This window comes from Glycomyces sp. MUSA5-2 (genome assembly GCF_037034145.1).
Taxonomy (GTDB): Bacteria; Actinomycetota; Actinomycetes; order Mycobacteriales; family Micromonosporaceae; genus Glycomyces; species Glycomyces artemisiae.
The window spans coordinates 79,962-106,377 of record NZ_JBAGKG010000011.1; the positions used below are offsets into that span (position 1 = coordinate 79,962).

20 protein-coding genes are annotated in these 26,416 nt (G+C 70.9%); 7 read left to right on the forward strand and 13 right to left on the reverse strand.

Annotation, left to right across the window (positions count from 1 at the left end; translation table 11 throughout):
- Positions 1–167 precede the first annotated feature (167 nt).
- The gene (locus WA640_RS25285; protein WP_335991560.1) at positions 168–1,193 is read left to right on the forward strand and encodes a GNAT family N-acetyltransferase; all 1,026 of its coding nucleotides are present in this window, start codon (positions 168–170) and stop codon (positions 1,191–1,193) included.
- Between the two features lie 9 nt (positions 1,194–1,202).
- On the opposite strand, the gene WA640_RS25290 is transcribed toward WA640_RS25285, so the two are convergent.
- The 7 genes from WA640_RS25290 to WA640_RS25320 all read right to left on the reverse strand — a co-directional run bounded on the left by WA640_RS25290 (position 1,203) and on the right by WA640_RS25320 (position 11,243).
- Positions 1,203–2,219 carry a glycosyltransferase gene (locus WA640_RS25290; RefSeq protein ID WP_335991562.1) on the reverse strand — a complete coding sequence of 339 codons (1,017 nt, stop codon included), beginning with the start codon at positions 2,217–2,219 and terminating at the stop codon, positions 1,203–1,205.
- A gap of 102 nt (positions 2,220–2,321) precedes the next feature.
- Complete coding sequence (locus WA640_RS25295; RefSeq protein WP_106363152.1) at positions 2,322–3,263, reverse strand: NAD-dependent epimerase/dehydratase family protein; 942 nt, start codon at positions 3,261–3,263, stop codon at positions 2,322–2,324.
- A gap of 176 nt (positions 3,264–3,439) precedes the next feature.
- On the reverse strand, positions 3,440–5,731 hold the full coding sequence (locus tag WA640_RS25300) for an AAA family ATPase (RefSeq protein ID WP_335991565.1): 2,292 nt from the start codon (positions 5,729–5,731) through the stop codon (positions 3,440–3,442).
- 130 nt (positions 5,732–5,861) lie between these two features.
- A complete protein-coding gene (locus WA640_RS25305; protein WP_106363150.1) occupies positions 5,862–6,062 on the reverse strand; it encodes a hypothetical protein in 201 nt (66 codons plus the stop codon).
- A 71-nt stretch (positions 6,063–6,133) separates the two neighbouring features.
- Positions 6,134–8,032, reverse strand: a complete 1,899-nt coding sequence (locus WA640_RS25310) for a right-handed parallel beta-helix repeat-containing protein (protein ID WP_335991567.1) — start codon at positions 8,030–8,032, stop codon at positions 6,134–6,136.
- 397 nt (positions 8,033–8,429) lie between these two features.
- Complete coding sequence (gene groL, locus WA640_RS25315) at positions 8,430–10,055, reverse strand: chaperonin GroEL (RefSeq protein WP_106363148.1); 1,626 nt, start codon at positions 10,053–10,055, stop codon at positions 8,430–8,432.
- A gap of 234 nt (positions 10,056–10,289) precedes the next feature.
- A complete protein-coding gene (locus tag WA640_RS25320; protein ID WP_335991569.1) occupies positions 10,290–11,243 on the reverse strand; it encodes a hypothetical protein in 954 nt (317 codons plus the stop codon).
- A gap of 188 nt (positions 11,244–11,431) precedes the next feature.
- On the opposite strand from WA640_RS25320, the gene WA640_RS25325 reads away from it, so the two are divergent.
- Positions 11,432–12,970 (forward strand): peptide MFS transporter, encoded by a 1,539-nt coding sequence (locus WA640_RS25325; protein ID WP_335991571.1) that lies wholly within the window; start codon positions 11,432–11,434, stop codon positions 12,968–12,970.
- Position 12,971: 1 nt separating this feature from the next.
- Here WA640_RS25325 and WA640_RS25330 read toward each other — a convergent pair whose 3' ends face one another.
- A complete protein-coding gene (locus WA640_RS25330) occupies positions 12,972–14,651 on the reverse strand; it encodes a metallophosphoesterase family protein (protein ID WP_335991573.1) in 1,680 nt (559 codons plus the stop codon).
- Between the two features lie 86 nt (positions 14,652–14,737).
- Here WA640_RS25330 and WA640_RS25335 point away from each other — a divergent pair, with 86 nt between their 5' ends.
- Positions 14,738–15,208, forward strand: coding sequence for a GNAT family N-acetyltransferase (locus WA640_RS25335; protein WP_335991575.1), 471 nt, complete (start codon positions 14,738–14,740; stop codon positions 15,206–15,208).
- On the opposite strand, the gene WA640_RS25340 is transcribed toward WA640_RS25335, so the two are convergent.
- The 5 genes from WA640_RS25340 to WA640_RS25360 all read right to left on the reverse strand — a co-directional run bounded on the left by WA640_RS25340 (position 15,165) and on the right by WA640_RS25360 (position 21,272).
- Positions 15,165–15,470, reverse strand: a complete 306-nt coding sequence (locus WA640_RS25340; protein ID WP_335991578.1) for a hypothetical protein — start codon at positions 15,468–15,470, stop codon at positions 15,165–15,167. The two genes, WA640_RS25335 and WA640_RS25340, sit on opposite strands and share 44 nt — an antisense overlap.
- Before the next feature lies 1 nt (position 15,471).
- The gene (locus WA640_RS25345) at positions 15,472–15,930 is read right to left on the reverse strand and encodes a hypothetical protein (protein WP_146148001.1); all 459 of its coding nucleotides are present in this window, start codon (positions 15,928–15,930) and stop codon (positions 15,472–15,474) included.
- A gap of 51 nt (positions 15,931–15,981) precedes the next feature.
- Complete coding sequence (locus WA640_RS25350) at positions 15,982–16,377, reverse strand: VOC family protein (protein ID WP_335991580.1); 396 nt, start codon at positions 16,375–16,377, stop codon at positions 15,982–15,984.
- Positions 16,378–16,438: 61 nt separating this feature from the next.
- Positions 16,439–16,846, reverse strand: a complete 408-nt coding sequence (locus WA640_RS25355) for a hypothetical protein (protein ID WP_335991582.1) — start codon at positions 16,844–16,846, stop codon at positions 16,439–16,441.
- A gap of 199 nt (positions 16,847–17,045) precedes the next feature.
- On the reverse strand, positions 17,046–21,272 hold the full coding sequence (locus WA640_RS25360; RefSeq protein ID WP_335991584.1) for a putative Ig domain-containing protein: 4,227 nt from the start codon (positions 21,270–21,272) through the stop codon (positions 17,046–17,048).
- Positions 21,273–21,622: 350 nt separating this feature from the next.
- Between WA640_RS25360 and WA640_RS25365 the strand changes: the two genes are divergently transcribed.
- From WA640_RS25365 to WA640_RS25380, 4 genes are all read left to right on the forward strand, one after another.
- On the forward strand, positions 21,623–22,630 hold the full coding sequence (locus WA640_RS25365) for a hydroxyacid dehydrogenase (protein WP_335991586.1): 1,008 nt from the start codon (positions 21,623–21,625) through the stop codon (positions 22,628–22,630).
- Between the two features lie 146 nt (positions 22,631–22,776).
- On the forward strand, positions 22,777–24,435 hold the full coding sequence (locus WA640_RS25370) for an extracellular solute-binding protein (protein WP_335991588.1): 1,659 nt from the start codon (positions 22,777–22,779) through the stop codon (positions 24,433–24,435).
- Complete coding sequence (locus WA640_RS25375) at positions 24,432–25,412, forward strand: ABC transporter permease (protein WP_335991590.1); 981 nt, start codon at positions 24,432–24,434, stop codon at positions 25,410–25,412. Before WA640_RS25370 ends, WA640_RS25375 begins: the two co-directional genes overlap by 4 nt.
- A complete protein-coding gene (locus WA640_RS25380) occupies positions 25,412–26,323 on the forward strand; it encodes a carbohydrate ABC transporter permease (RefSeq protein WP_335991593.1) in 912 nt (303 codons plus the stop codon). The genes WA640_RS25375 and WA640_RS25380 overlap by 1 nt, the downstream gene beginning before the upstream one ends.
- Positions 26,324–26,416: the final 93 nt, after the last annotated feature.

Sequence of the window (26,416 nt, forward strand, 5' to 3'; positions counted from 1 at the left end):
TCCTGGGGCTAGAACGTGTCGAGCAGCGCCAGCCGGTGTCAGGAACTGCGGTCTCCCGACCAAGCCCCCGGTGTTCGCATTCCCGGTTCCCTGCTCCCCCAAACCTTTTCGCCATGAGCCGCGGCTATCCGCTTGCCCCCGTCGCACCCCTCTGCCAGGCTCAGGCCATGACGCATTTCGACATCGTCCCGGTGGACCCCTCGAACCACCTGCTCGTGCAGTCCTGGCTCGACGCGCAGGAATCGGTGGAGGAGCACGACTTCCGGGGACTGCGACCGTGGCACCCGCTCGGCGCCCTCGGTGCCCTGGTCGTCCACGACCCCGACACCCGCCGCGAGAAGTGGGCGGCCGTCTGCGACGGCGAGGTCCTGGGCTACCTCGACCTCACCCTCTCCGACCGCGACAACACCCACCTCGCGGGCTTCTCGATCGGGGTGCGCCCCGGCTCGCGGCGCCACGGCATCGGCTCGGCCCTGCTGCGGCACGCCGAGGAGCGCGCCGCCGAGGACGGGCGCACCTCGGTCTCGACGTGGCTCGCGGTCCCCCACGAGTCCTCTCCCGACGTCCGCGGCGGCGGAGGCCCGTTCCTGATCGACAAGGGCTACAAGCGGTCCCTCGAAGCGGCCATTCGCATGTGCGAGCTCGCCGCGGTCGATGAAGCGGCCCTCGACCGGCTCTGGGACGACTGCGCGGCGAAGGCGGAGGGGTTCGAGCTCGTCTCCTTCCACGGCGTCCCGCCCGAGCGGATCATCGACGGCATCGCGTACCTCAACAACCGCATGTACACCGACATGCCGCTGGGCGACTGGGACCTCCAGGAGGGGAAGGTCACCGCGGACACGGTACGCGGATGGGAGCGCCAGCGCCGCCAGCGCGGCCAGCTGAACCTCCAGACCGCGGCGGTGCACCGGGAGAGCGGCGAGGTCGCCGGCCTCACCGAGATCCAGGTCCTCGCCGGGGACGAGCGGCACTGCATGCAGGGCAACACGATCGTCGACCCGCGCTTCCGCGGCCACCGGCTCGGCACGATGCTCAAGATCGCGAACCAGCGGCGGCTCCAGTCGATGCGGCCGTGGATGCGGTACGTGTGGACCGGCAACGCCGAGTCGAACTCGCAGATGATCGCCATCAACGAGGCCGTCGGGTACCGCCTTGCGGGGCACGAGACGGTGTTCCAGAAGAAGCTCGGTTAGGAAGCGCGCCTAGCGGATCAGGTCCTCGTGGATCGCGCGGCGCTTCGCGTGGAGCTCGGCGATCCGCTCGCGGGCGGCCTCGTCGCCGTCGCGGGCGGCGTCGCGCAGCGCGTGGATCTCGTCCTCCAGGTCGAGACCGCGGCGGTTGAGCTCGAACAGCGTGCCGCCGACCTCCGGCTCGGGGGTCTCGCGGATGATCCTGGCCCCTTCGGCGGTGACGCCGAACGGGGCCAGTCGCGCTGCGTCGAGTTTGAACGCGCGGCGGTGGCCGGCGACCTTGTCCATGCGGTCCGAGCCCTCGCTCTGCATGTGGGACAGGCCGGTGTGGGCGTAGAGCCACCACATGGTCTCGCCGTCGAGGTGGCGCACGTTGTAGTTCCACGGGGCGAGGACCTGCGCGAGCGTGCGGTGGTTGTTGCGGTAGACCGTGCCCGGGTCCGAGGCGTGCTCCAGGAGGCTCAGGCCGATCGAGGGGCTGTGGTGGTAGGCGCGGTGCCCGGCGGCCTTCGACGGGACCCAGTTGCAGCCCAGGACGGGAGAGAGGATCGCGGGCGCCTTGTTGCCCGCGGCGAGGTACGCGGCGGCCTCCGCGTGGAGGCGGCCGGTGAGGTCGCGGTGGATCGCGTCGTCGTCGTCGAGGCGGGTGGTGAGGACCCAGCCCCGCTTGCGGGCCTTGGCCTCCGCGCGGACCCAGGCCGCGAGATCGGGCACGAAGTCGCGCTTGAGCTCGGTCTCGGCGATCCGGATCCAGGGGCGGCCCTCGGCCATGCCGTCGAGGCGCTTGCGGGCCTCGGGCGGCATGTCGCGGTCGACCCCGATCACCCAGACGAAGTCGCGGTCGGCCTGGGCGTCGAGCGAGGCGAGCGTCAGGTGCTCCATCATGAGCTGCCGGTAGGCGAACCACTGCTCGTCGAACACGCCGATCCCGTGGCGGGTGGCGATGACGTGCAGGAACTCCTTGGACCGCGGGGCGGCGCGGCGCAGGCGGCGCTTGATCGAAGCCGGGACGAGAGGCGACAGGCGCATGGGCTCACTTCCTCTGGGCGGGAGCGTGACTATGCCGTGAGAACGCCCCGGGGCCGTGGCCGGTTGCCGGCACCCGGGTGAACGGTCCGCGAACTCCTGATGTCACGCGGCGAGGCGGCGGCGCCACCACTCCAGGGTCTCGGCCAGCGCGGTGTCGGTGTCGGTCGGCTTGTCGCCGAACGTGTCGGTGAAGTCCTGCGACTCCATGACGTACGGTCCGTCCCACTGGTGGCGGGTCTCGGCCATGCCCTTCATGGCGGGCGCGGCGATGCCGACGACGTGGATGAGGAACCACCAGGGCATCCTGCCGACGCGGACGGGGCCGCGGCCGAGGAGGCGGGCCATGGCGTCGATCATCTCGCGCTGGGAGGCGGCCGGGGCGGTGGGGACGTGCCAGGGGCGGCCCCAGGCGCGGTCGTCGCCGCCGAGGCGGATGAGGGCGCGGGCGACGTCGGGGATGTAGGTGAAGGAGTGGGGCGCGTCGGGGTCGCCGAGGACGCTGACGCCCTTGCCTTCGACGACGGGGCGGACGATGCGCTCGCCGAGCATGGCGTCGGCGAGGGCGCCGGGGCCGAAGTAGTCGGAGCCGCGGGCCTCGGTGAAGCGGAGGTCGCCGCTGTCGTGGAGGGCCATGGCGTCGTTCCACATCTTGATGCGGATCTGGCCCTTGTGGCCGGGGGACTTGAGCGGGGTGCGCTCGGTCATGGGGGCGGTGACGGGGCCGTAGACGTACAGGTTCCCGGTGTTGACGAGGCCGGCGCCGTGGGCCTTGGCGGCGGCGAGGATCGCGGCGAACATGGGCGGCCACTCGTCGGCCCACTGGTGGTACCCGGCGGGGTTGGCGCAGTTGTAGATGACGTCGGCGCCCTTGGTGGCGGCGGTGAGGGCGGCGGCGTCGCGGGCGTCGACCTTGACGTGCTCGATGCCGGGCTGCGAGGGCCCGCCGGAGCGGCTGAGAACGCGCACGCGCTCCCCGCGCTCGGCGAGGAGGCCCGCGACGGTGGAGCCGATCTGGCCTTTGCCGAGGATGACGTGGTCGGTCATTGGGAGATCCCTTCTCGCATTCGAGAGCGGTGCTCTCTGTTGAGATCAACGATCGCACACTCCTGCCGAAAATGCAAGAGCAGTGCTCTCGAATTTTGACGGGTGCTCTCGCTGTGCCGCTCGCACACGCGACGGACGGCCGCACCGAGCCGGTGCGGCCGTCCGTCCTCGGGTCGCTATCCCTCGCGGTTCTGGGCGTAGTTCTCCAGGTACTCCAGCTGCTCGGGGTCGAGGCTGGGCCGGACCCGCTCCATGGCCTGCTCGACGTGACCGGCGGTGACGATGCTCGCGTCGAGGGACTCGCGCATCGCGGTGAGGGCGGCCTCCCGGACGAGCGCGGCGCAGTCGGCGGCGGAGTAGAGCCACAGCTCGTCGGCGACGGCGTCGAGGTCGACGTCCTCGGCGAAGGGCACGTTCTTCGCGTTGGCGCGCAGGATGTCCGCGCGCCCGCGCGCGTCGGGCGGCGGCACGTAGACGAGGCGCTCCAGGCGGCCGGGGCGCAGGAGCGCCGGGTCGATCATGTCGGGGCGGTTGGTGGCGCCGACGACCACGACGTCGCGCAGGGCCTCGGCGCCGTCGAGCTCGGTGAGGAGCGCGGCGACCACGCGGTCGGCGGTGCCGCCGTCGGTCCCGGCCCCGCGGACCGGCGCGAGGGCGTCGAGCTCGTCGAAGAACATGAGGGTGGGGCTGGCCTGGCGGGCGCGGCGGAAGAGCTCGCGCACGTTCTTCTCGGACTCGCCGACCCACTTGTTCAGCAGCTCGGACCCCTTGACGCTCATGACGTTCGCATGGCCCTCCCCCGCGACCGCGCGCACGATGTAGGTCTTCCCGCAGCCGGGCGGGCCGTACAGGAGGATGCCGCGCGGGGCCTCGATGCCCAGGCGCGTGAACGCGTCCGGGTACGTGAGGGGCCACAGGACGGTCTCGGTGAGGGTCTGCTTCAGGTCCTCCATGCCGCCGACGTCGGCGAGGGTGAGCCCGCCCAGCTCGACCGAGTCCCCGGCGAGGCTGGTGGGCCGCACCGATTCGAGGGCGCCGTCGAAGTCGGCGATCTGAAGCGCGGTGGCCCCGCCGTCCTTGGCGCGCAGGGCCGCCCGCACCCCGGCCTCGCGGACCATGACCGCGAGGTCGGAGGCGACGTAGCCGGGGGCGCGGTGGGCGACCGCTTCGAGCTTGACGTCCTCGGCCACCTTCATCGAGCGGGTGAAGTACACGAGGAGGTCGCGGCGGGCCTCGGCGTCGGGCATGGGCACGACGACCTCGTGCTCCAGGCGCGAGCGCAGTGTCGGGTCCACATCCTCGACGCGCGCGGTCGTGCAGACCACGGCGTGCTCGCCGGGTTCGGCGAGGACCTCCTCGACGAGGCGGGCGAACATGGTGCCCAACGGGGTCCGGCGCCCGGCGGGCGCGAGGTGCTCGACGCCGCGGACGAGCAGCACCCCGGGGACCGCGAGCGCGGCGACGGCCGAGCGGAGCCGGTCGGCCGCGGCGTTCGCCTCCAGGGCCGCGAGGTCGGAGCCGGAGACCTCGCTGACGCGCGCGCCGACCGCCTCGGCGACCGAGCGGACGATCGTGGCCTTCCCGGCGCCCGACGGGCCCGAGACGAGCACGCCCAGGGCCATGTCGGTGCCGACGACCTTGAGGACTTCGCGGTGGTTGAAGCCCAGGTCGAGGAGTTCGCGCAGCTCCTCGGCGGGGATCTTCGCGCCCGCGAGCTCGTCGTACGGGATCGGGGCGACGCCCGGGACGGCTTGCGGCGCAGGCGTATTCGACAGCGGCGCCTGCGACTCGGTGCGCGGCCGGGCCGCGCTCGCGGTGCCGCCGTAGGAGACCGGCATGCGTTCGGCGGTGCGGCCGGCGGGCAGCGGCAGGTCCGAGGGGAGGTCCGCGGCGGCGCGCGTGGCGCCGACCCACTCGACGCGGGTGTCGGAGGTGATCATCGCGCCGCGGGCCGGGTCGGCCTCGACCACGTTGAGCACCATGGTGGTCCAGCCCATGCCGAGGGTGTTGTTGAGCGTGCGGCGGGTCGCGGTGACCGCGTCGCGCGCGGAGGAGCCGAGCTCGATCGGCAGCAGCGACACGTCGTCGCCCTCGCACACGACCTTCGACAGCAGCGCGAGCCGCAGCGTGTCCGGGTCGACCACGGCGACCGCGGACGCCGGGCCCGACAGGACCACCCGGTCGGCGGCGGTGAGGGCGACCGGCGCGAGGCGCACGGGGTCGCCGTCGCGGGCGCCGATGTTGCCGAGCGTCAGGTCGTCGGCGTAGAGGGCGCGGCGGGACGCGTACCGGTCGGCTTCGAGGGCGATCGCGGCGGTCGTGCGCCTCCCGGTGATCCCGACGGCGTCGCCGGGGCGCAGGCCCAGGGCGGTGAGGGCCTCGGGGTGGAGGCGGACGATGCCGCGCCGCGCGTCGAGCGCGGCGCGGGCGCGGGTGGCGGTCAGAGTGAGGGTACCGGCGGTGGTCACGCGGCCCAGCCTATTACGGCCCGGCGCCGATCGGCGACGCTCGCCTCCGGCCCCCGAGGTCGGGGGTGTCGGTTCACCGACGCCCCCGGCTTCAAAGGTGCCAGCGGGGTGCGACAGTCGACTGGTGTGGCTACTCCTCGGCGGGGGTGAGGTCCATGCGGTAGACCGTGGCGCCGTCCTCGACGAGGATCGCGACCGCGGCCCCCTGGTCGGCGAACTCGCGCCACCGCTCGCCCAGCCACGACTCCGCGTCGCCCTGGCTGCCCAGGTCGCTGTCGGGGGTTTCGATGGCGTTGCCGTCGGCGTCTTCGAGCTTCCAGGTCCAAGTCATGGGGCAACAGTACGCGATCGGGCGGTGCGCCGGTTCCGTGAATCCGCTCGGGTTTTCCACAGTCGGGGCGCTCACCAGTCCCAGCGGTCGTTCACCGGGGCGGTCACCGGAGTGCGCTCGACCTGCACCGGCTCCTCCCCGCGGCGGCGGGGCCCGAAGGCCGCGCCGAGCGCGAACAGCGTCCACAAGGGCAGGAGCCCGAGCCACAGCCACGCCGGGGACACCGGCATCGGCGCGAGCGTCACCACCCCGCGGTCGATCGCGTCGAGCACCGCGATCCCGCCCACGATCACCGTGAACCCGCCGAGGAACCGCACCCCCGACCGGAACCACGACCGCCCCGCCAGCAGCCACCCGCCGCCCCACAGCGCCACCGCGAGCGCCTCGTAGTCGGCGCGGCCCGACCAGACCGCGAGCACGAACAGCAGCGCCCCGCACCCGGTCGCGATGGCCGAGAACGTCATCGCCCCCGCCCGCGGCGGGTTCGGCGACCGCGCGGCGCCGAGCCACCCCGCGCCCGCGAGGAACAGCAGCACCGCGGCGAACGCCACGGCCGTCTGGAATTCGAGCCGGTCGGTGAACCGCGCTCCGAGCCAGTCGCACGTCGCCGACAGGTCGCCCGAGTCCCCGAGCCCGCACTCCCACACCTTCAAGGTGCGCAGCGGGTCTCCGGCGATGCGCGCGACGTCGCCGCCGCACGCGGGGAGCACCGAGGGAGTCGTGCGGTGCGTGCCGGACTCGTCGAAGCAGGTCGCGGCGCCGGTGCCGTCCCACCACACGTCGAGGCGGTTGCGGTGCTTCGCGCCGTCCTCGCGGAAGCCGTAGACGTTGCCGCTGAACGTGTTCCGGTCCCCGCCGAGCCCCGCCTCCTGGCCCGGTCTGCCCCAGGCGGCGACGCCCGCGGTCTGCTGGTTCCAGATCCGGTTCTCGGCGACCGCGGTGCCGGTGCCGTTCGCGATGAGCACGCCGACCCCGGCGGGGTAGGTGCGGTCGGGGCACAGGACCCCGCCGGTCCAGTCGCGCTGGGCCGCATCGGTCTCGCAGGCGGCGGTGCCGAGGAGGCTGTAGTGGTCGGCGTTGTTGCCGTAGACGACGTTGTCGCTGACGTCGATCTCGGCGGCAGGCCCGGAGTCGGCGATGACGAGCCCGGTCGTGTTGCCGTGCAGGCGGTTCCCGACGGCGCTGGCGGTGGTGTCGGTGCCGCGGATCTCGATCCCCGCGGCGTTCCCGGTGGCCTCGCAGCCGATCACGTGGGCGCTGGAGTTCTCGATGAGGACCCCGGCGGTGTCGGCGGCCTCGGCGCGGCAGTCGCGGACCTCGACGCCGGAGGAGTCGGCGACGTGGATGCCCGCGCCGTCGCTCTGGAACGCGCCGACCTCGTCGAGCATCGCGCTTTCGACGGCGGTGAGCCGCAGGGCGGCGCCGCGGGCCTGGCCGAAGGCGACGCCCTTGATGTAGAGGCCGGAGGCGGCGTGGGCGGTGAGGACGGCGTCGGCGGCGAAGTGCGCGGAGACCTGCACGTCGTCGGGGCTGTCGCCGACGCCCTCGATCTGGAGGCCGGCGGTCTCGACGACGATCGTGGCGTCGACGGTGTAGTGGCCGGGGAGGATCTGGATGCGCGCGTCGGGTTCCGCGGCGGCGATGGCGGCGGGCAGGTCGCGGTAGCCGTCGGCGAGGCAGTCCTCCTGGAGGCGCTCGTTGGCGATGCGCTCGCTGTAGACGACGCCTTCGTTGCGCTCGGCGAAGTCCTCGGCGTCGTCGGTGCACACGAGGAGGAGGGGGCCGTCCTCGCGGTACGCGGGCGCGTCGGGCTCGGGGACGGCGGGGAACGGGTCGGGCTCGGCGAGGCGCGACTCGGTGGCGGTGCCGCCGACGTAGCAGGTGAAGACGAGCACGGCGAGCACGCCGGTCATGAACGCCAGCGCGGCGAGGCGCCGATCGGAGCGGTGCGGGCGGGGTGCGGGGGACACGTGCAAAGGTTAGCCCGCGTCGCACACGGTGTGAAGAGCCGCGAATCGGCTGGGCCGCAAACATTTCGGGCGTTGAAAGCTTAGGCCCGTAATACCATCCCTAGCCCCCACCCACCCAGAGGGGACCGTAGGCGCCAGGTTGCCATCCGGGTCCGACAAAAACGGGCCCTCGCGGGCCCCGTGTCACCCGATCGGGGGTGGTCGCTCTCGCCACCGCTCCCGCCGGTGCGGGCGTCGCGGCATACCGCCCGTGGTTGGGGCGGTATGCCGCTTGCGCAGCGGCTGCGCCGTCTGCACTGGAGGCCAGTACAGAGAAAGGGAGAACCTCTCACTTTACAGTGAGGGGTCCTCCCCTGCAGTACTCAGTCGGCCCGAGTAAGCAGTCCCGAAGGGCTGCTTACATCATGCCGCCCATGTCGCCCATGCCGCCGCCGGCGGCGCCGGCGCCTTCCTTCTCCGGGGCGTCGGCGACGACGGCCTCGGTGGTGAGGAACAGCGCGGCGATCGACGCGGCGTTCTGGAGCGCCGAGCGGGTCACCTTGGCCGGGTCGGGGATGCCCGCGGCGAGCATGTCGACGTACTCGCCGGAGTCGGCGTTGAGGCCGTGGCCCGCAGGCAGGCCCTTGACCTTCTCCACCACGACGCCGCCTTCGAGGCCGGCGTTCTCGGCGATCGCGCGGAGCGGCGCGCCGAGCGAGCGGCGGACGATCTCCACACCGGTGGCCTCGTCGCCCTCGGCCTCGACCTTCTCGAACGCCGAGTCGGCCTGGGCGAGCGCGGTGCCGCCGCCGGGGAGGATGCCCTCTTCCACGGCCGCCTTGGCGTTGCGCACGGCGTCCTCGACGCGGTGCTTGCGCTCCTTCAGCTCGACCTCGGTGGCCGCGCCGACCTTGATGACGGCGACGCCGCCGGCCAGGCGCGCGAGGCGCTCCTGGAGCTTCTCGCGGTCGTAGTCGGAGTCGGAGTTCTCGATCTCGGCGCGGATCTGGTTGATCCGGCCCTGGATCGCGTCCTCGTCGCCGCCGCCGTCGACGATGATGGTGTCGTCCTTGGTGATGACGACCTTGCGGGCCTGGCCCAGCAGGGACAGGTCGGTGTTCTCCAGCTTGAGGCCGAGCTCCTCGGAGATGACCTGGCCGCCGGTGAGGATGGCGATGTCGCCGAGCATGGCCTTGCGGCGGTCGCCGAAGCCGGGGGCCTTGACGGCGGCCGACTTGAAGATGCCGCGGATCTTGTTGACCACCAGGGTCGGGAGGGCCTCGCCGTCCACGTCCTCGGCGATGATCAGGAGCGGCTTGCCGGTCTGGGTGACCTTCTCCAGGGTCGGCAGGAGGTCCTTGACCGCGGAGATCTTCTGGTTCGCGACGAGGATGTACGGCTCTTCGAGCACGGCCTCCATGCGGTCCTGGTCGGTCACGAAGTAACCGGACAGGTAGCCCTTGTCGAAGCGCATGCCCTCGGTCAGTTCGAGGTCGAGGCCGAAGGTGTTCGACTCCTCGACGGTGATGACGCCTTCCTTGCCGACCTTCTCCATCGCCTCGGCGATGATGGCGCCGACGGTGGCGTCGCCCGCGGAGATGGACGCGGTGTTCGCGATCTGCTCCTCGGTGTCGACCTCCTTGGCGCTGGCCTGGAGGTGCTCGACGACGGCCGCGACGGCCTTCTCGATGCCCTTCTTGATGCCGATCGGGTTGGCGCCGGCGGCGACCGCGCGGAGGCCTTCCTTCACGAGGGCCTGCGCGAGCACGGTGGCGGTGGTGGTGCCGTCGCCCGCGACGTCGTCGGTCTTCTTGGCGACCTCCTTGACGAGCTCGGCGCCGATCTTCTCGTAGGGGTCCTCCAGCTCGATCTCCTTGGCGACGGACACGCCGTCGTTGGTGATCGTGGGGGCGCCCCACTTCTTGTCCAGCACGACGTTGCGGCCCTTCGGGCCGAGGGTCACCTTGACGGCCTCCGCGAGGGTGTTCAAGCCCCGCTCCAGCCCGCGGCGAGCCTCCTCGTCGAATGCGATCATCTTCGCCATGTGGATGGCTTCCTTTCGGATAACGTTCGTCGGTCGACGGTGAGGCGGCATACCCGCGACGGTAGGCCCAGAGGACCCGACCACCTCATCGCGTGTTTAGCACTCCCCAGCGGCGAGTGCCAAATCAGTTGTAGCACTCTCGCCGTGAGAGTGCCAATCCGGGGCACGGAACCAGTGGTGGAAAGCGCGGACGCCGGGGCGGGTGCCCCGGCGTCCACTGCACGGCATCGATCCTTACGGGGTCGGCGAGGGCGATCCGGGGTGGCCGGGCTCGCCGGGGCCGGTGTATTCGCCGGGGGCCGCCGCGCCCGAGGCCTCCGCGGACAGGGACGTGGCCGAGAGCGGCTCGGTGCGCCCGCGCAGCCACGCGTACGTGCACAGGGACGCCGACAGGACCCAGATCATCGGGGCCAGGAGCAGCAGCGCCATGACCGCCTCGGTGACGACGGTGAGGATCGCGGCGAGCCAGCCCGCGAAGACCGCGTGCCACACGCCCGCCAGGAGCAGGCCGATGATCGCGATGAGGATGTTGGCGGCGATGGCGACGAGCACGACGATGCACAGGCGCCCGAGCGCGGGCCAGAACGCCGAGTGCGTCAGCTGGATCGACCGGCCGTAGGGGCTGCGGCGGGCCTCGAAGACCGCCGCGGGGGCCATGAGGCTGAGCGCGAAGATCGCCCACAGGCCGGGCAGGACGCACAGGACCAGGCCCGCGACGATGGTGACCCAGGCGAGCAGCAGCCACAGGAAGAACTTCCCGCCGCGCTTGAACCCGAAGGAGAACGCCTCGCCGAGGGAGAGGAAGCCCCCGGCGGCCTCGGCCGCGGCGGTGCGCACGGCGCCGAGGACCGCCGAGCCGGAGACGTACAGGACCGCGAGGCCGAGGACCAGGCCGATGAACCCGGCGAGGACGCCGGGCGAGTACTCGCGCACGAACGTCCCCCAGTCGGTGACGGCCACGTCCGTGTCGGGGGTGCGCACGTTGTTGTTGTAGGCGCCGAGGATCCAGCGCGGCAGGACCACGCCGATCAGGAGGATGAGGCCGACCGAGCGCCAGGAGCGCTGGACGACGTCGAGCGAGGCGTGCCACCAGCCCTCGAACGTGTCGGTGACGAGCGGGTCGCCGCCGGAGAAGCGGCCGGACGGCTCGTCGGTCGGGCCGGGGTTCCAGTAAGGATCGTCGCTCATAGGGCGGATCGTAGTCCAGGCAACCGTGCATATCAGACAAATGACCGCACCGCATCCGTTCGGTGACGCCCGTTTCGTCCGTTCCCGCCGCCTGCACGCCCGCGACCGGTTAGCGTCGGCAGGTGTCGGCGCCGGTCGCGCCGGGTACCAGAGTGCGCAGTGCAGCGCCGAGACACGGGAGGACCGAGATGTCCCATCGCGAGTACCCGGCCGCCGGCCGCGAGAAGACCTTCTTCGGGCATCCGCGCGGCCTCGCGGTCCTGTTCGGCACCGAGATGTGGGAGCGGTTCAGCTTCTACGGGCTCCAGGGCATCCTGCTGACGTTCCTCACCGCGTCCGTGCTCCAGAACGGCCTGGGCCTGAGCGACACGGTCGCCGTCCCGATCGCGTCGCTGTACTCCGGCGCGGTGTACCTGACGTCGCTGCCGGGCGGGTGGCTCGCCGACCGCATCCTGGGCGCACGGCGCGCGGTGCTCATCGGCGGCGTCATCATCATGTGCGGCCACATCTCGATGGCGATCCCGGTGAGCGGCCCGGCCCTGGTGTTCCTCGGCCTGTTCCTGGTCGTGCTCGGCTCGGGCCTGCTGAAGCCGAACATCTCCGTCATGGTCGGGCGCCTCTACGACGGCGACACCGACGCGCGCCGCGACTCCGGCTTCTCCGTGTTCTACATGGGCATCAACCTCGGCGGGTTCCTCGGCATCCTCGTCACGCCCTACCTCGCCGGGGACGACCGCTGGCACCTCGGCTTCGGCGCCGCCGCGGTCGGGATGGCGCTCGGCCTGCTCTGGTACGTGCGCGGCTGGTCGCGCCTGACGGGCACCGGCATCGGGCCCTCGCGGCCGCTCGCCGACGAGGAGCGCGGCAAGGTCGTGCGGATCATCGTGATCTCGCTCGTGGTCGCGGCGGTGGCGATCGCGATCTGGGCGGCGACCGGGACGCTGACGCTCTCGACGGTGCCCACGGTCGTGACGATCCTGTCGATCGCGGCCGCGGTCTGGTACTTCATCTACATCTTCGGCGAGGCGAAGGACGTGACGCCCGCGGAGAAGGCGGGCCTGCGCGCGTACGTCGGCCTGTTCATCGCGTCGGTCGTGTTCTGGATGCTGTACCTCCAGATGGGGTCGATCCTCACCGCGTTCGCGGCGAACTCCGTGGACCTCGACTCGTGGGGCTTCCACCTGCCCGCGGGCGGGGTGCAGAACTTCAACTCGATCTTCATCCTCATCTTCTCGCCGATCTTCGGCGCGATCTGGCTCAAGGCCGGGACGGGCTTCGGCACGGCGTACAAGTTCGCGCTCGGCGTGGGCCTGACGGGCCTGTCGTGGGTGTTCCTGGGGTGGCTGCAAGGCCGCGCCGACTCCGGGATCCTCGTCGCGCTCGGGTGGATGGTCGTGGTGTACCTGCTGCTGACGTGGGGCGAGCTGTGCGTCTCGCCCGTGGGCCTGTCGGTGACGACGCAGCTGGCGCCCGCGAACCTCAAGGGCCAGTTGATGGGCGTGTGGTTCCTCGGCCCGGCCGTGGGCACGCCGCTCGGCGGGCAGGCGTACGCGTTCCTGGTGCCGAAGGTCGGCGAGCAGGCGTTCTTCTACATCCTCGCGGGCCTCGCGATCCTCACGGCCGTGGTCCTCGCGGTGTTCAGCCCGGGGCTGCACCGGCTCATGGGCCGCGGCGGGCACGGACCGGACGCGGTCATGGAGACCCCGGCCGAGCCGCGGCCGCAGTAGGTCAGCGGCTGGAGAACCACTCCCCCGCCTGGGCCATGAAGCGGCGCACCGGGTTCTGCCGCGGCAGCGACGCCGCGCTGGGGCCGGGGTGGGACGCGGCGAAGCCCGGCTCGATGAGCCGCGGCTTCAGCGGAGTGACCGGCTTGATCCACGAGTCCGTCTCGCCCCCTTCGGGATCGGCGGCCCACTGGCGGCCGACCCGGTCGAGGCCGATCGGGTAGACCGTGGCGCCGTTCGCATCGACGCGGATGCGCAGGAAGCACTTCTGGTCGATCACCGACATGCCCGCGAACAGCTCGTTCGCGTTGACGCCCAATCGGTTCGCGACCACGAGGTAGAGGCCCACGAGCCAGGTCCCGGCGAGCCCGGCGAGCGGCAGGTACACCAGGTATGTCCACAGTGACACGTCGTCGAACTGCTTGATGATCTGCGCGCCCGTCCACGACAGCGCCACTTGCGCGAGGCCGTGCAGGCCGCCGAGTATGTAGTGCCTGCTCGTGCGGCGGCCCTGGCCGGGGTGCGCGAAGCCGACGCCTGCGCCGAGGAGCACGGCCGCGACGGCGACGGTCGTCCCGGTTCCCTCCAGGATGGACACGGTGGCGATGAGGGAGACGACGGCCATGAGCGCCACGAAGCCCTTGTTCAGCCACGGCAGCCGCGCGAAGATCCCGAACGCGTAGCCCATCGACTTCGCCTTCGACGGGTACGTCTGCGTGAGTCGGAACTCCCGTTCGGGCGCATCGGGTTCGGGGACCGACTTGCGCGGGGCCGTCAGCTCCTCGGGGAGCGTGTGGGTCGGAGACAGGTACGCGCCGCCGCCCCCGGCGCCCACCAGGTGCCGCACGCCGTCCACTTCGGAGTAGTGCGCGTAGTGGTGGCGGTCGCCGGTGAGGATGAGGGGCACGCGGCCGCCGCGCGCGGCGATGACGTCGCGGATGAAGTGGTCGATCCGGTCGAACGAGCGCGGGTCCTCGGCCGTCCACAGCCACGACGGCTGCGCGACGCACAGGATCACCTGGTCGCCCGGCTGCATCTGCTCGGCCGCGCGCCGGAAGTACTCGATCTGGTTCTGGTCCAGGTGGGTGTCGAACTGCGCGTCGAGCGCGAACAGCCACCAGCGGTGCGGCAGGTTCAGCGCGTAGTAGGACCGCTTCTGGAAGGTCCGGTACCCGCCGATCGTGCGGCCCTCGGTGAACTGCCGCGCGAACGCGGTCAGGCCGTCGAACCAGTCGTGGTTCCCCGGGATCGCGTACAGCGCAACGGGACAGCCCGGGTTCGCGGCCTCGTACGGGCCCTTCATGCGCTGCTCGTACTCGACCCAGTCCCCCGCCGGGTACACCTCGTCGCCGCCCATGACGAGCACCGAGCCGCGCGGCAGCCGCTCGCCGCCGACCTCCAGTTCGTCCTGGGCCATGAGGTACGCGATCGAGTAGGTGGCGTTGAAGCCGTCGCCGATGTCGGCGACGTAGTCGATCCACAGCTCCTCGGCGCCGGAGTGGTCGTAGACCGGCTGCGGGCGGTTGCCGATGATCTCGCGCTTGTCGACGTAGCCGCCGAACACGCGGGCGAGGCCGAAACGCATGCTCGTGTCGATGAGCGTGCGCGGCGAGAGCCAGCGCACCGGCTTCTGGGGGACGAAGCGGAGCTGCTCGGGGGTGAGGTCCTTTGGGCGGCGGGACATAGGTCCCATCATGGCACGGTCTGGGGCGCAACGGTACCCGCGCAAACCGGTTCGGGTGACGCCCGGTGTCGGCCTAGACTCGCGCCATGATCGCAACGCGCAGCGCCGGCCCCGGCGACATCGAGGAGCTCGTCCGGTTCCGGTCGCTCCTGCTCTCGGAGTGGTTCGACACCTCGGACCCGCAGTGGCGGGCCGTGACCGCCGAGGCCCTGTCGCGGCGCCTCGCCGAGCCCTCCCCGACGATGCACGCCGTGGTCGTCGACGCGCCCGACGGGTCGGGGCGGCTCGCGGCCTGCGCGGTGGGGACGGTGAGCGAGCGGCTGCCGACCCCGGGGAACCCGTCCGGCCTGTACGGGTGGGTGTTCAACGTGGTGACCGATCCCGAGTGGCGGCGGCGCGGGTACAGCCGGGCGTGCATGGACGCGCTCGTGGAGTGGTTCCGCGACAACGGCGTCGGCACGGTGGAGCTGCTCGCGACGGACCAGGGGCTCGGCATGTACGAGCAGATCGGGTTCAAGGTCTCCGCGGAGCCCGCGATGCGGCTGTCGACCGCCTGATCCGCTGCCACACGGCGAGCACGAGGGCCCCGAACGCGACGGGCGCCGCGGCCGGCCCCCACCATGCCCAGTCGGCGGCGGCGAGGGGGCCGGTGAGCGCGGGTTCGGGGGCGTCGGCGCAGGTGCCGATGTCGCCGGTGGCGTCGACGTGGAAGCAGTCGACGGCCGGGACTCCTTGGGGCCCACCGGTGCCGACTCCGGCGGCGATCCCGTAGGCGAGGACCGCGAGAAGCAGCGCGGTGAGGGCGAGGGCGAACCGCACGTCAGTCCCGGACGTTGATCGACGGCGGCTTGAACCAGCCTGCGGCGCCGAGGGCGAGGAGCAGGAGCACGGCGAACGCGAGCGCCGCGAGCACGAGCGCGGGCAGCACGACCCCGATGAGCGCGACGACCGCGAGGCCCGCGAGGGCGCCGATCCGGGAGCGCGAGACGCGGCCGGTGTCCGCGCGCACCGCGAGCAGGTTCCCGACGAGGTAGACGGCGGGACCGCCGACGACGGCGAGCACGGTCATGGCACCGGCGGTCCCGAACGGGTCGGCGACGACCAGCGCGGCCCCGACGACCGCGGCCGCGGCCCCGATCCCCATGAGCGCGAGCGGCGCGCCCCTGGTCCCGCTCCGGTACAGCCGCCACAGGACGACGACCGTGGCGAGCCCGAGCAGCACCGCGACGACCGCGGGCACCACCGCCCCGCCGTCCGCCCGCACTGTGGACCCCGCCATCAGCCGATGCTATCCCGGGCGGCGCGCGGCGCGGGGCGCAAAGCCCGTGCCTCAGAGGAAGAGGCAGAACGGGTGGCCGGCGGGGTCGAAGAGGACTCTCACGTCTGCTTGGGGTTGGAAGTCGGCGAGGCGGGCGCCTTGTTCGGCGGCGTGGGCGACGGCGGTGTCGAGGTCGTCGACGTGGATGTCGAGGTGCTGGGTGGCGTGGGGGCGGTCGTCCTGGGCGGGCCAGACGGGGGCCTGCCAGTGCGCCTCGTATTCGAAGTTGAGGGTGAGGCCGTCGCCGGTGCGGACCTGGGCCCACCCGGCGCTGTCGGGTTCGCCGGGGCGGGGCGGTTCGCTGACGGCGACGGGGACGCCGAGGAGGCGCGCGTAGAAGTCGGCGAGGAGCCGCGGGTCGGGCGCGGTGACGGTGATGGAGGTCAGCGTGAGTCGGGTCCCGGTCATCTGGTGAGGGTAACGCCGAAGGCCCCGGCGCAAACGCGTTCGGGGCCTTCGCACGGGGCGGTCACGCGGCGTCGAGGGCTTCGGTGATCTTGCGGGTCATCTCGGCCATGGTGGGGCTGGGTTCGCCGCGGTGGGCGCGGTTGGCGGCGGCGATGGCGACGGTGACGGTGCGGCGGAAGTTCTCGGCCTCGGCGGGGTCCTGGGCTTCGAGGAGCTTCACCGAATCGGTCAGGGCGGGCAGGACCTGGTCGGCGAGGGCGGCGGAGCTCTTCGCCTGGAGTTTGAAGTCGCGCTTCTTCTCGGCGAGGACGTGGCCGACGGCGCCGGTGGCGGCCGTGAGCGCCAGCGTGCCGTCGGTGGCGACCTTGTGGGCCGAGCCCGCGATGCCCGCGTAGGACATGAGGGTGACGGCGCCGTAGGCGGCGGTGCGGATGGTGGTCTTGTCGTGGGCGGTCAGTTCGACGGTCATGGCGGTGCTCCTGGTTGCGGTGTTCGGTTTCCGGCGGTGGTCTCGACGATAAGCCGACCGTGGTCGGTATCGTTCGCGATCCGCTCATGTCCGCAACTATCGGCGGGCCCGCTGACAGGGCGCTGACATGCCGCTGAGCTGGAACGGAGCGAGGGCCCCGGCCGCCGTCAGCGGCCGGGGCCCTCCTCATCTGGCAGCGTTATGGCTGTTCAAGGCCCTCGACGGCGGCAGCGAGCGCGTCGGCCGCGGCGTCGACGTCCGCTTGGACGGCGTCGGCGCCGATCGCGGCGGCCGCGTCGCGGGCCGCGGTCAGGGCGGTCCAGGACGCGGGCGTCCAGTCGGCTTCGGCGAGGTCCGCGGTCTCGTCGAGGAGGAGTTGCAGGCCGGTGCGGTCGGCGACGGTGGTGAGGAACTCGACCTCGGCGAGGTTGGTGTTCCCGCTCGGGGCGTTCACGCGCAGCGCCCCGTATGCGGCGACCTCGGCGAGGTCGATCGTGTTCCAGCCGCCGTTCGCGGCCGTGACGGTGGCGAAGGTCGTCCAGGTCGCGCCGCCGTCGTTCGAGCCCTGGAACTGGACGCCGACGGCCCGCGACACGTGGGTCGAGCGCGGGTGGAACCGCACGGTCTCCACGGTGAACGCGGTGTCGCCGCCGGGCAGGACCCGCACCCAGCCGCTCGCGGTCGTGGTGTCGGTGTACGTGGCGGTGTCGCCGTCGAAGAGGGCCCAGCCGTTGGCGGCGGCGTCCTTCGTGCCGTCCCAGGACGCGCTGCTCGCGGTCACCCAGTCGGCGTCTACGACGGCCGCTTGGGTGGTCGCGGGGTCTTCGAGGAGGCCCCAGGCGTCGAGGAGGCGGCGCGCGAGCGCGGTCTCATCGGCGCCGGTTTCCTCGGCGGCGGCCTTGACGGCGTCGAGTTCGCGGGTGAACAGGATCGCCGAGGCCCGCGAGTGCGCGTCGAGGTCGACGGCTTCGGCCCGGGCGACGATGGTGTCCAGGTCGAGGTCGAGGCTGCCGAAGACGCGCAGTTCCGCGATGTCGATGAGCGCGCGGTTCGACACCCGCAGGTACCGGTAGCCTTCGGCGCCTTCGGCATCGAGGCCCTGCCAGGACAGGGTCTTGACCGTCGGGTCGGTGAGCCGCGTCCAGGTGTCGAGGTCGTTCGAGCCCTCCAGGACAAGGTCGTCCATGCGGATCATGCCGTTGTTGTCCTGCCGCGCGAGGAAGTCGGCGCGGTCGAGCACGAGGCTCGCGCCCTCGCCGAAGTCCCAGATCAGCGTCGACTGCCCGTCGACGACGGGCACGTCGCTGAACGTCGCGGCGTTCCCGTCGAGCATCGCCGCCGAATGCGCGGCCTTCGCCGGGTCGGGTTCGCCTGCGGCCGTGACGACTTCGGCGGCGGACAGGTCCACGAGGTTCCGCTCGTCGGAGCCGTACAGGGCGGTCCCGTCGGTGGAGCCGTGGATCGTGACGGCGGTGTCGCCGTCGGCGGTGGTGTGGTCGATCGCGAGGTCGAGCCGCTGCCCGCCGTCGAGGTCGCCGAGAACGCCCGTCGCCGTCCAGTGCAGACCGTCCTCAGAGGCCACAGTGAGCGGCTGGCCCGCGATCGACGCCGAGACGCCGGTGATCGCGGTCGGGCTGGTGAACGCGACGTTCACGGTGTCGCCCGCGGTCACCCTGCCCGCCAAGGCGTCCGGGGACGCGATGGTGGCGGTGGTGATATCCCCTTGGACCTCGCTGCGCTCGCCGCCGATGCGGAACTCGCCGATCGACCAGATGCCCGGGTAGGCCGGGTCGGTCGGGATGCCCGGCTCGTCGAGCTGGACCTTCAGGTACCGGTACGCCTCGTCGGCGTGCTCGGCGGCGACCGGGAGGGTCTCCCAGCGGCTCGTCTCCGTGGTCGGGCGCTCGGTGAGGAGGTCCCAGGAGACGCCGTCGTTCGAGCCGTACACGTTGGTGCCCTGCGAGCGGTTCGGGAACAGCGCGCGGGCCTGGAACGCGAACGCCTCGGCCGTGATCCGGTACTGCGTCCCGAAGTCGAGCGTGAACGAGTCCGACCGCAGGTCGCCGCTGCTGGAGGTGTTGTCGGCGTCGGCGAGCGCGTTGAGCGCGCCCGCGCTGAGGCCGACGGGCACCGCCGTGTCCGCGTAGTCGAACGTGTCGTCGGCGAGCTGCGGGTTGAGCGGCGCGAGGGCGCCGATCGCGTCGACGAGGGCGGCGAGCGCCTCGTCGAACTCCGCTTCGGTGCCGCTGCGGGCGGCGTCCTTGGCGACGTCGCGGGCGGCCTCGAACGGCTCGTGCGTCACCGTCGTGTAGGTCGTGCGCCGGTCGGTGCCGTTCCTGACGGCGGCCTCGACGGTCTGGGACCGGTTGGGCGACACGATGAGATCGACGGTGCGGGCGGCGACGGACTCGCCGTCGTCGGCCACGACCTGCACCTCGTAGCGGCGGGTCTCGCGCTTGGCGGGCTCCCAGGTGAGGATGCCGGTGGCGGTGTCGAACTCGGCGCCGCGCGGCAGGCCGTCGACCGAGTAGGCCACGGTCCCTTCGGTGTCGGCGGCGGACAGGTCGATCTGCGACTCGTCGCGCGCCGTCAGGAAGTAGGCGTCCTCAGTGGAGTTGAACGCGGGCGCGGTGAGGTCGGTGGCACCCGAGAGGATCACCGAGTCGAGGTCGACCGTGGTGCCGTCGGCGCCGGTGAGGCGGTAGAAGTTGACGTTCTGGCCGCCCGCGGGGTACGTGACGTACCGCCACTCGCCGCCGGTGTCCGGGAGTTCAAGCGACGCAAGGGTTCGCGTCGGCTGCTCGTCGGGGTTGACCCCGGTGGCCTCCTCCTTGTAGAGCACTTCCAGGTCGGCGGGGCCGTCGCTGCGGAACTTCAGGCCGATGCGGGCGTTCGCGCCGTACATCATGCGCCCGACGACGCTGGTCGTGCCGTCCTCGGACAGCGAGGCGCGCGCGAAGGTCGCGCCGTCCTCGGTGACCAGCTCGGTGCCCTCGTCGAGGGCCATCCCGGCGTCGGCGAACGACAGCGCCGGGGTCTCGGGGAGCGGCGCGGGCTCGGTCCCGGCGAGGGACTCGGGGAAGGCCACCCAGTACTCGGGGTTCTTGTCTCCGGGGGCCCAGAAGTTCGCCACGCCCGTGCCGTACCAGTAGTAGGGGCCGGTCATGCGGTCGGAGAGCTCGGCGAGGTAGGGGGCCTCGGCGGCGACGTCGACGCCGCGTTCGAGCGCGTACTCGTAGTAGAGCTCGTTGACGGGGTTGAACAGGCGGCCGCGGTACGCCTGGGCGATGGTGACGCCCTGGCCGGTCTCGTCGACCCACGGCGTGGGCGCGCCCATCATGAACCCGTAGAACGCGTCGGCGCCGTCGAGGAGCCGCCGGTCGAGGAAGTCGTAGGCGGACACCGCATCGGAGGCGGTGGAGACGGTCCCGGCGGCCGGATCGACCTTGGTCCCTTGGACTTCGAGCATCCGCGCGAGGCCCGTGAAGTTGTCGATGTTGCACTCGCCGTGCGCCTGGTCGCGGCCCATCTCCCGCATCTGCACGAAGTCGGTGCCGTAGGGGTTGATCGGGTCGTCGGCGTCGATGAGCGGCAGCAGCGGCGCGAGCGCGCCGTTGTCGTACGCGGTGTCGCCGGAGTTGACGGTGAACCACTCGACGCCCTTGGCGTAGCCCTCGGCGTCGTCCGAGTAGATTGCGGTCGCGATCCGCCCGAATAGGCCAAAGTTGTGCTGGTTCATCCACCGCTCGTTGGAGAACAGGAACGTCTCCACCACGGGGTTCGCGAAGTTCCCGAGCAGGTCGGCGTCGTCCTCATCGGACCAGACCACGTCGTAGCCGCCGTACTCGCCGGGCGTGTCGTCGTCCACCGGGTCGGTGGCGCGGATGATCTCGGCGGCCATGAGGAACTGGTACAGCGGGTGGCCGGTGTGGATGTGCGCGTCGGCGAAGTACGTGTACTTCGTGGGGTCCATGCCTCCCCAGGTCCGCAGGGCCTGGATCGCGTTGCGGCGGTAGACCTCGTCGCCGGTGATCGTCCACATCAGCGCTTGGGTGAGGGCGCCGAATGAGTCGTTGGTCTCGCGGTTGCGCATGCCCACCTGGGTGAAGGTGGGGTCGAGTGGCACGTCGGGTTCGGCGGCGGACTTGGAGTTCGACGCCCGGTAGGTGGTGGAGGCGAAGCCCGTGTCGGTCATCGCCGCGAAGTAGGAGGCCCAGGGCTCCTGGCCGGCGCGGGCCATCTCCTGGGCGTTGCGCAGGTCGTCGGCGGTCAGGCCGACACCGGGGTGGACGAACCCGGCGTCGGACACCGTCTCGTTGATCTCGACCACGTGGTCGGTGAGGAGGTCATCGTACTCGGCCGCCTGCGCCTGGGCGGGCAGCGCGACCATGCCGAGGCCGGTGGCGAGGGCAGCGCCCATCGCCATGAGCCGCAGGCGCTTTCGGTGAGGGACATGCCCCGTCGCACGTCGTTCCAATGCACTGTCCTTCCGGATATCAGCATCCATCTATGCGGACGATAGCGGTTTCTGCACCGCGAATCAAGGACAAGACAGATAACGGTCTCTGCACAAACGGGCGTTTCCGGGAAATGCCACTCGCGTGGTTATCGAATCGTTATGTTCCTCAAACTGCTTGTCTAGCTGCAAAGTCATGGTCTAACTACGATGCGACTGCGCCATGGCATGGGGATTTGTCGATGGCGAGGGCTCGACAAGCCGTCAGGTGATCCCTAATCTAGAAACCGATATCTATCCGGCTGATCGAAGGACCCCGCGTGGCTGACCGACCGAGGGCGCTGCTCGCCATGAGCCCCGAGTTCCTCCCCCTCCTCTTCCCCGACCCGCTCATGCGGCGCCTGCGCGACGCGCTCGACCTCGACCCGGACCTGGTCGCGCAGGACTTCGCCGACCCGGCCGTGCAGCCGGTCTGGGCCGAGGCCGAGGTGCTCGTCTCCAGCTGGGGCGTGCCGCGGCTCGACGCCGAGGCGCTCGCGAAGGCGCCGCGGCTGCGGGCCGTGCTGCACGCGGCCGGCACGGTGAAGTCGATCGTCGCCCAGGAGGGCTGGGAGCGGGGCCTGGCGGTCTCCTCGTCCTCCGGCGCGAACGCGCTGCCGGTCGCCGAGTACACGCTCGCCTCGATCCTCATGGCGGGCAAGGGGATCTTCAACCTCCGCGAGGACTTCCGGGCGCAGCGGTCGTTCACGCTCGGGTACGTCCACCCCGAGGTCGGGAACTTCGGGCGCACCATCGGCATCGTCGGCGCCTCCAAGATCGGCCGCCGCGTGATCGAACTGCTGCGGCCCTTCGACTTCGACGTCCTCGTCGCCGACCCGTACCTGGACGAGGCCGAGGCCGCGGAACTGGGCGCCGAACTCGTGGACCTCGACTCGCTCATCGCCCAGTGCGACATCGTCAGCGTCCACGCCCCCGATCTGCCCGAGACCGCGAAGCTCATCAGCGCGGAGCGCCTGGCCGCGATGAAGGACGGCACGGTCGTCGTCAACACCGCCCGCGGACGCCTGGTCGACACCGACGCCCTCACCGCCGAGGTCGCCGCCGGGCGCCTCTCCGCGGTCATCGACGTGACCCACCCCGAGCCGCTCCCCGCCGACTCGGTGCTCTACGACCTGCCGAACGCGTTCGTCACCCCGCACGTCGCGGGCTCGCACGGCAACGAGCTGTCCCGCATGGGGCTGTTCATGGTCGAGGAGGCCGAGCGGTGGGCGAGGGGCGAGGACCTGGCCCACCGGGTCGACCCGACGACGCTGTGGAGGCAGGCATGACCGAATAGAAAGCGTTCTCTCACTTGAACATCCAGCAAGCAACGGCATCAGATTGACTGATCTCCATATCTACTGATACCGTTCTCTATCCCGTGACCAGCAAGTTATCCCTCACCAGTATCAACGTTGATCAAAGGAGGCCCCTCATGGCCGAATTCTCCCGCCGCCGGCTCCTCGGCGCGGTCGGCGCCGCCGCCGCGGCCGCCACCGTCGGCTCCACCGCCGCCTGCTCCGACAACGCCGGAGGCGCCGCGGGCGGCGACTACGACATCCCCACGTTCCAGCCCGCGCCCGAACTCGACGTGCAGCCGTACTTCACCAGCGACACACCGGGAATGGAGTCGGTCTACACCGAGCAGGTGACGACCTTCTTCAAGTCGGTCGAGCGCGAGCCCGGCTCGGGCGGCACGGTCACGACGTTCCAGTTGACGTGGGGCGACCCGGCGACACCGCTTGAGGACAACCCCTACTGGCAGGAGCTGAACGAGCGCCTCGGGGTGAGCTTCGAGCCGCAGTTCGTCCCGCAGCCGGTGTTCTACGAGAAGTTCGCGACGATGCTCGCCTCCGGCGAGGTCCCGGACCTGGTGTTCGTCGACGACCAGAACGCCGTGAACCTCCAGGGCATCCGCGACGGCGCGTTCGCCGATCTCTCCGAGACCCTCTCGGGAGACAACATCCTCAAGTGGCCCAACCTGGCCGCGCGCAAGGAGGAGATCTGGAAGGCGAGCCTCAAGGACGGCCGCATCTACCAGATCCCCTCGATCGTCTGGGCGCTCACCAACGTCCCCACGATGCGCACCGACCTGGTCGACCAGACCTCGATCGGCCGCGCCCCGACCGACGCCGACCAGCTGTTCACGATGCTCAAGGAGGTCTCCGCGCTCGGCTCCGGGCCCGGCGGCCAGCAGGTATACGGCCTCAACAAGTACGACTCGGCCACGGCGCTGATGTTCCAGCGGCTGTTCAAGACCGGTCCCGAATGGCAGCAGAACGGGGACGGCGACCTGGTCCACATGATCGAGACCGAGAACTACAAGGCGATGCTCGAATGGCTCGCCCGCGCCTGGGCCGAGGGGGTCTTCGACCCGGTCTCCATGTCGCCCACCGCCACTGACATCGTCTCCGGCGCCGCGCTGCGCTACGACGCCGTCGGCGGTTCCATCGGCGCGACCGGCCTGCCGCAGTGGGAGAAGGACCTGCCGGGCGCCAAGTTCGACTTCTTCGACATGCCCGGCTTCGACGGCTCCGCCCAGCTCGCTGTGCGCAACGTCCCGTATGGCCGCTCCACCTGCGTCTCGGCCGCCGCGGCCGAGGACGAGGACCGGCTCACCGAGATCCTCAACGTCCTCGACTACCTCTCGGCCCCGTACGGGTCGGAGGAGCAGATGTTCATCGCCAACGGCATCGAGGGGCGCCACTACAGCCTCGACGAGCACGGCATCCCGATCCCGATCGCCGACAACCAGATCGAGAAGGGCGTCCAGTACGTCGGCGTCGTCTCCGGCGACAACTCGTACCGGTTCCACCCCGACGCGGCCCCGTGGGTCGACTCCTTCACCACCGTCATGGAGTCGCTGGCGCAGAACTCGATCGTGCGCCCGCTCGAAGGGCTCGAAGGCGCGTCGCAGACCTTCGTCACCAAGGGCGCGCAGCTGAAGCAGCTCGTCACCGACTTCGAGAACGGCGTCATCACCGGCCGCGACTCGATCGACAGCCTTGACTCGTTCGTCTCGAACTACATGTCGCAGGGGGGCACCCAGGTCCGCGACGAATACGCCCAGGCGCTGAAGGACGCGGGCAAGTGAGCGTGAACATCGCCGAAAGCCCCGAGGCCCGCACTGCGCGGGCCCCGGGGCCGCCCGCACCGCCGAAGCCGCGCAAGCCCTCACTGCGCCAGCGCATCTGGCGCGAGCGCTGGGCCTACACGTTCATCGTCCCGGGCGCGCTGTTCTTCCTGGTGTTCGCGTACGTTCCCATGCTGGGCAACGTGGTCGCGTTCCAGGACTACTCGCCGTTCCGGGGCATCGAGGGCTCGCCGTGGGTCGGCTTCGCGAACTTCACCGCGATTTGGACCGACCCCGAAGTGCTCACGGCCCTGCGCAACACGCTCATCATCGCGGTGCTGCAACTGGTCTTCGCCTTCCCCGCCCCGATCGCCCTCGCGCTGCTGCTCAACTCGCTGATCTCCGACCGGGCGAAGCGCTTCGTCCAGACCGTGGTCTACCTGCCGCACTTCCTGTCGTGGGTCATCGTCATCTCGGTGTGGCAGCAGGTGCTGGGCGGCGGCGGCCTCGTGGCCGGCCTCCTCGACGGCATGGGGATGCCCGGGTTCGACGCGATGACGAACGCGGACACCTTCAAACTCCTCGTTGTCGCCCAAGGCATGTGGAAGGACGTCGGCTGGGGGACGATCATCTTCTTCGCGGCCATCGCCGGAATCCCGCACGACCGCTACGAGGCCGCCGCGATCGACGGCGCCACCCCGTGGCAGCGGACCTGGCACATCACCCTCCCGGCCCTCGTCCCGGTCGCGACCCTGCTCCTGATCCTCAACATCGGGTCGATCCTGACGGTCGGCTTCGAGCAGCTCCTGTTGCAGCAGCCCATGGTCGGCGCCGACGCCGCCCAGGTGCTCGACACGTTCGTCTACTTCAGAGGCGTGATGGGCGGCCAATGGGGCATCGCCACCGCGGCGGGCCTGCTCAAGGGGATCATCGGCACCATTCTCGTCCTGTCGGCCAACCGGCTCGCCAAGCGCCTCGGCGGAGAGGGGATCTTCTGATGACCGCAGCGACACTGTCCCGCCAGGGCAAGAACAGCCTTCCGCCGTGGATGAGCCTGCCGTCCGTTTGGGTCAGAGCGGTGAAGGCGCTGGTGATCGTCCTGATCGTGATCACCATGATCTACCCGCTCGTCTACGTGATCGCGATGAGCTTCGCCTCGCCGTCCCAGGCCCGCGCGGGCGTGGTCTTCCCGACCGAGTTTTCTCTCGACGCTTACCGCGCGATCTTCAACGGCGGCACGGTGACCCAAGGTCTCACCAACTCGCTGTTCATCACGGTGGTCGGCACCATCCTCTCGCTCGCGGCAACCTCGATGCTGGCATGGGGCCTGGCCCGCACCCGCCAAGTGCCCGGCGCGAAGGCGGTGCTGATCCTGGTACTGGCGACGATGTTCTTCAGCGCGGGCATCATCCCCAACTTCATGCTCATCAAGTACCTCGGCCTCCTGGACTCCACCTGGTCCCTGATCATCCCGGGCCTCATCTCGGCCTTCAACATGATCGTCATCAGGAACTTCTTCCAAGGACTCCCCGAAGAACTCATCGAGGCGGCGAGGATCGACGGCGCAGGCGAATGGAGGATCTTCCTCCGCATCGTCCTCCCACTCTCCAAACCCGTGCTCGCCGTGATGGGCCTGTTCTACGCGGTCGGCTACTGGAACACCTACTTCAACGCGCTGCTCTACATCAATGACTCGGAGAAGTGGCCCATCCAAGTGGTCCTCCAGCAGTACGTCCTCGCCGGAGTCCAAATCCCCGGAGCCGTCGTCTCCCCCGACGCCCCGCCCCCGCCCGGCGTCACCCTCCAAATGGCGGTCATCGTCCTGGCGACCGTCCCCATCCTCGTGGTCTACCCGTTCCTCCAGCGCTACTTCACTTCAGGAGTCCTCACCGGAGCCATCAAAGGCTGAACACACCCAAGGGGCCGAACGCTGTTCGGCCCCTTTCGCCATGCCCTCCTTAAGTACCGCATCATCGACATTCCCGTAGTAACCTCATGTAGT

What these genes read in the sequence shown, in the direction of transcription:
- WA640_RS25285 (WP_335991560.1), top strand. Translation starts at nt 168, where the DNA reads ATGACGCATTTCGACATCGTCCCGGTGGACCCCTCGAACCACCTGCTC.
- WA640_RS25290 (WP_335991562.1), bottom strand. Translation starts at nt 2,219, where the DNA reads ATGCGCCTGTCGCCTCTCGTCCCGGCTTCGATCAAGCGCCGCCTGCGC.
- WA640_RS25295 (WP_106363152.1), bottom strand. Translation starts at nt 3,263, where the DNA reads ATGACCGACCACGTCATCCTCGGCAAAGGCCAGATCGGCTCCACCGTC.
- WA640_RS25305 (WP_106363150.1), bottom strand. Translation starts at nt 6,062, where the DNA reads ATGACTTGGACCTGGAAGCTCGAAGACGCCGACGGCAACGCCATCGAA.
- groL (WP_106363148.1), bottom strand. Translation starts at nt 10,055, where the DNA reads ATGGCGAAGATGATCGCATTCGACGAGGAGGCTCGCCGCGGGCTGGAG.
- WA640_RS25320 (WP_335991569.1), bottom strand. Translation starts at nt 11,243, where the DNA reads ATGAGCGACGATCCTTACTGGAACCCCGGCCCGACCGACGAGCCGTCC.
- WA640_RS25325 (WP_335991571.1), top strand. Translation starts at nt 11,432, where the DNA reads ATGTCCCATCGCGAGTACCCGGCCGCCGGCCGCGAGAAGACCTTCTTC.
- WA640_RS25330 (WP_335991573.1), bottom strand. Translation starts at nt 14,651, where the DNA reads ATGTCCCGCCGCCCAAAGGACCTCACCCCCGAGCAGCTCCGCTTCGTC.
- WA640_RS25335 (WP_335991575.1), top strand. Translation starts at nt 14,738, where the DNA reads ATGATCGCAACGCGCAGCGCCGGCCCCGGCGACATCGAGGAGCTCGTC.
- WA640_RS25345 (WP_146148001.1), bottom strand. Translation starts at nt 15,930, where the DNA reads ATGGCGGGGTCCACAGTGCGGGCGGACGGCGGGGCGGTGGTGCCCGCG.
- WA640_RS25350 (WP_335991580.1), bottom strand. Translation starts at nt 16,377, where the DNA reads ATGACCGGGACCCGACTCACGCTGACCTCCATCACCGTCACCGCGCCC.
- WA640_RS25355 (WP_335991582.1), bottom strand. Translation starts at nt 16,846, where the DNA reads ATGACCGTCGAACTGACCGCCCACGACAAGACCACCATCCGCACCGCC.
- WA640_RS25360 (WP_335991584.1), bottom strand. Translation starts at nt 21,272, where the DNA reads ATGGCGATGGGCGCTGCCCTCGCCACCGGCCTCGGCATGGTCGCGCTG.
- WA640_RS25370 (WP_335991588.1), top strand. Translation starts at nt 22,777, where the DNA reads ATGGCCGAATTCTCCCGCCGCCGGCTCCTCGGCGCGGTCGGCGCCGCC.
- WA640_RS25380 (WP_335991593.1), top strand. Translation starts at nt 25,412, where the DNA reads ATGACCGCAGCGACACTGTCCCGCCAGGGCAAGAACAGCCTTCCGCCG.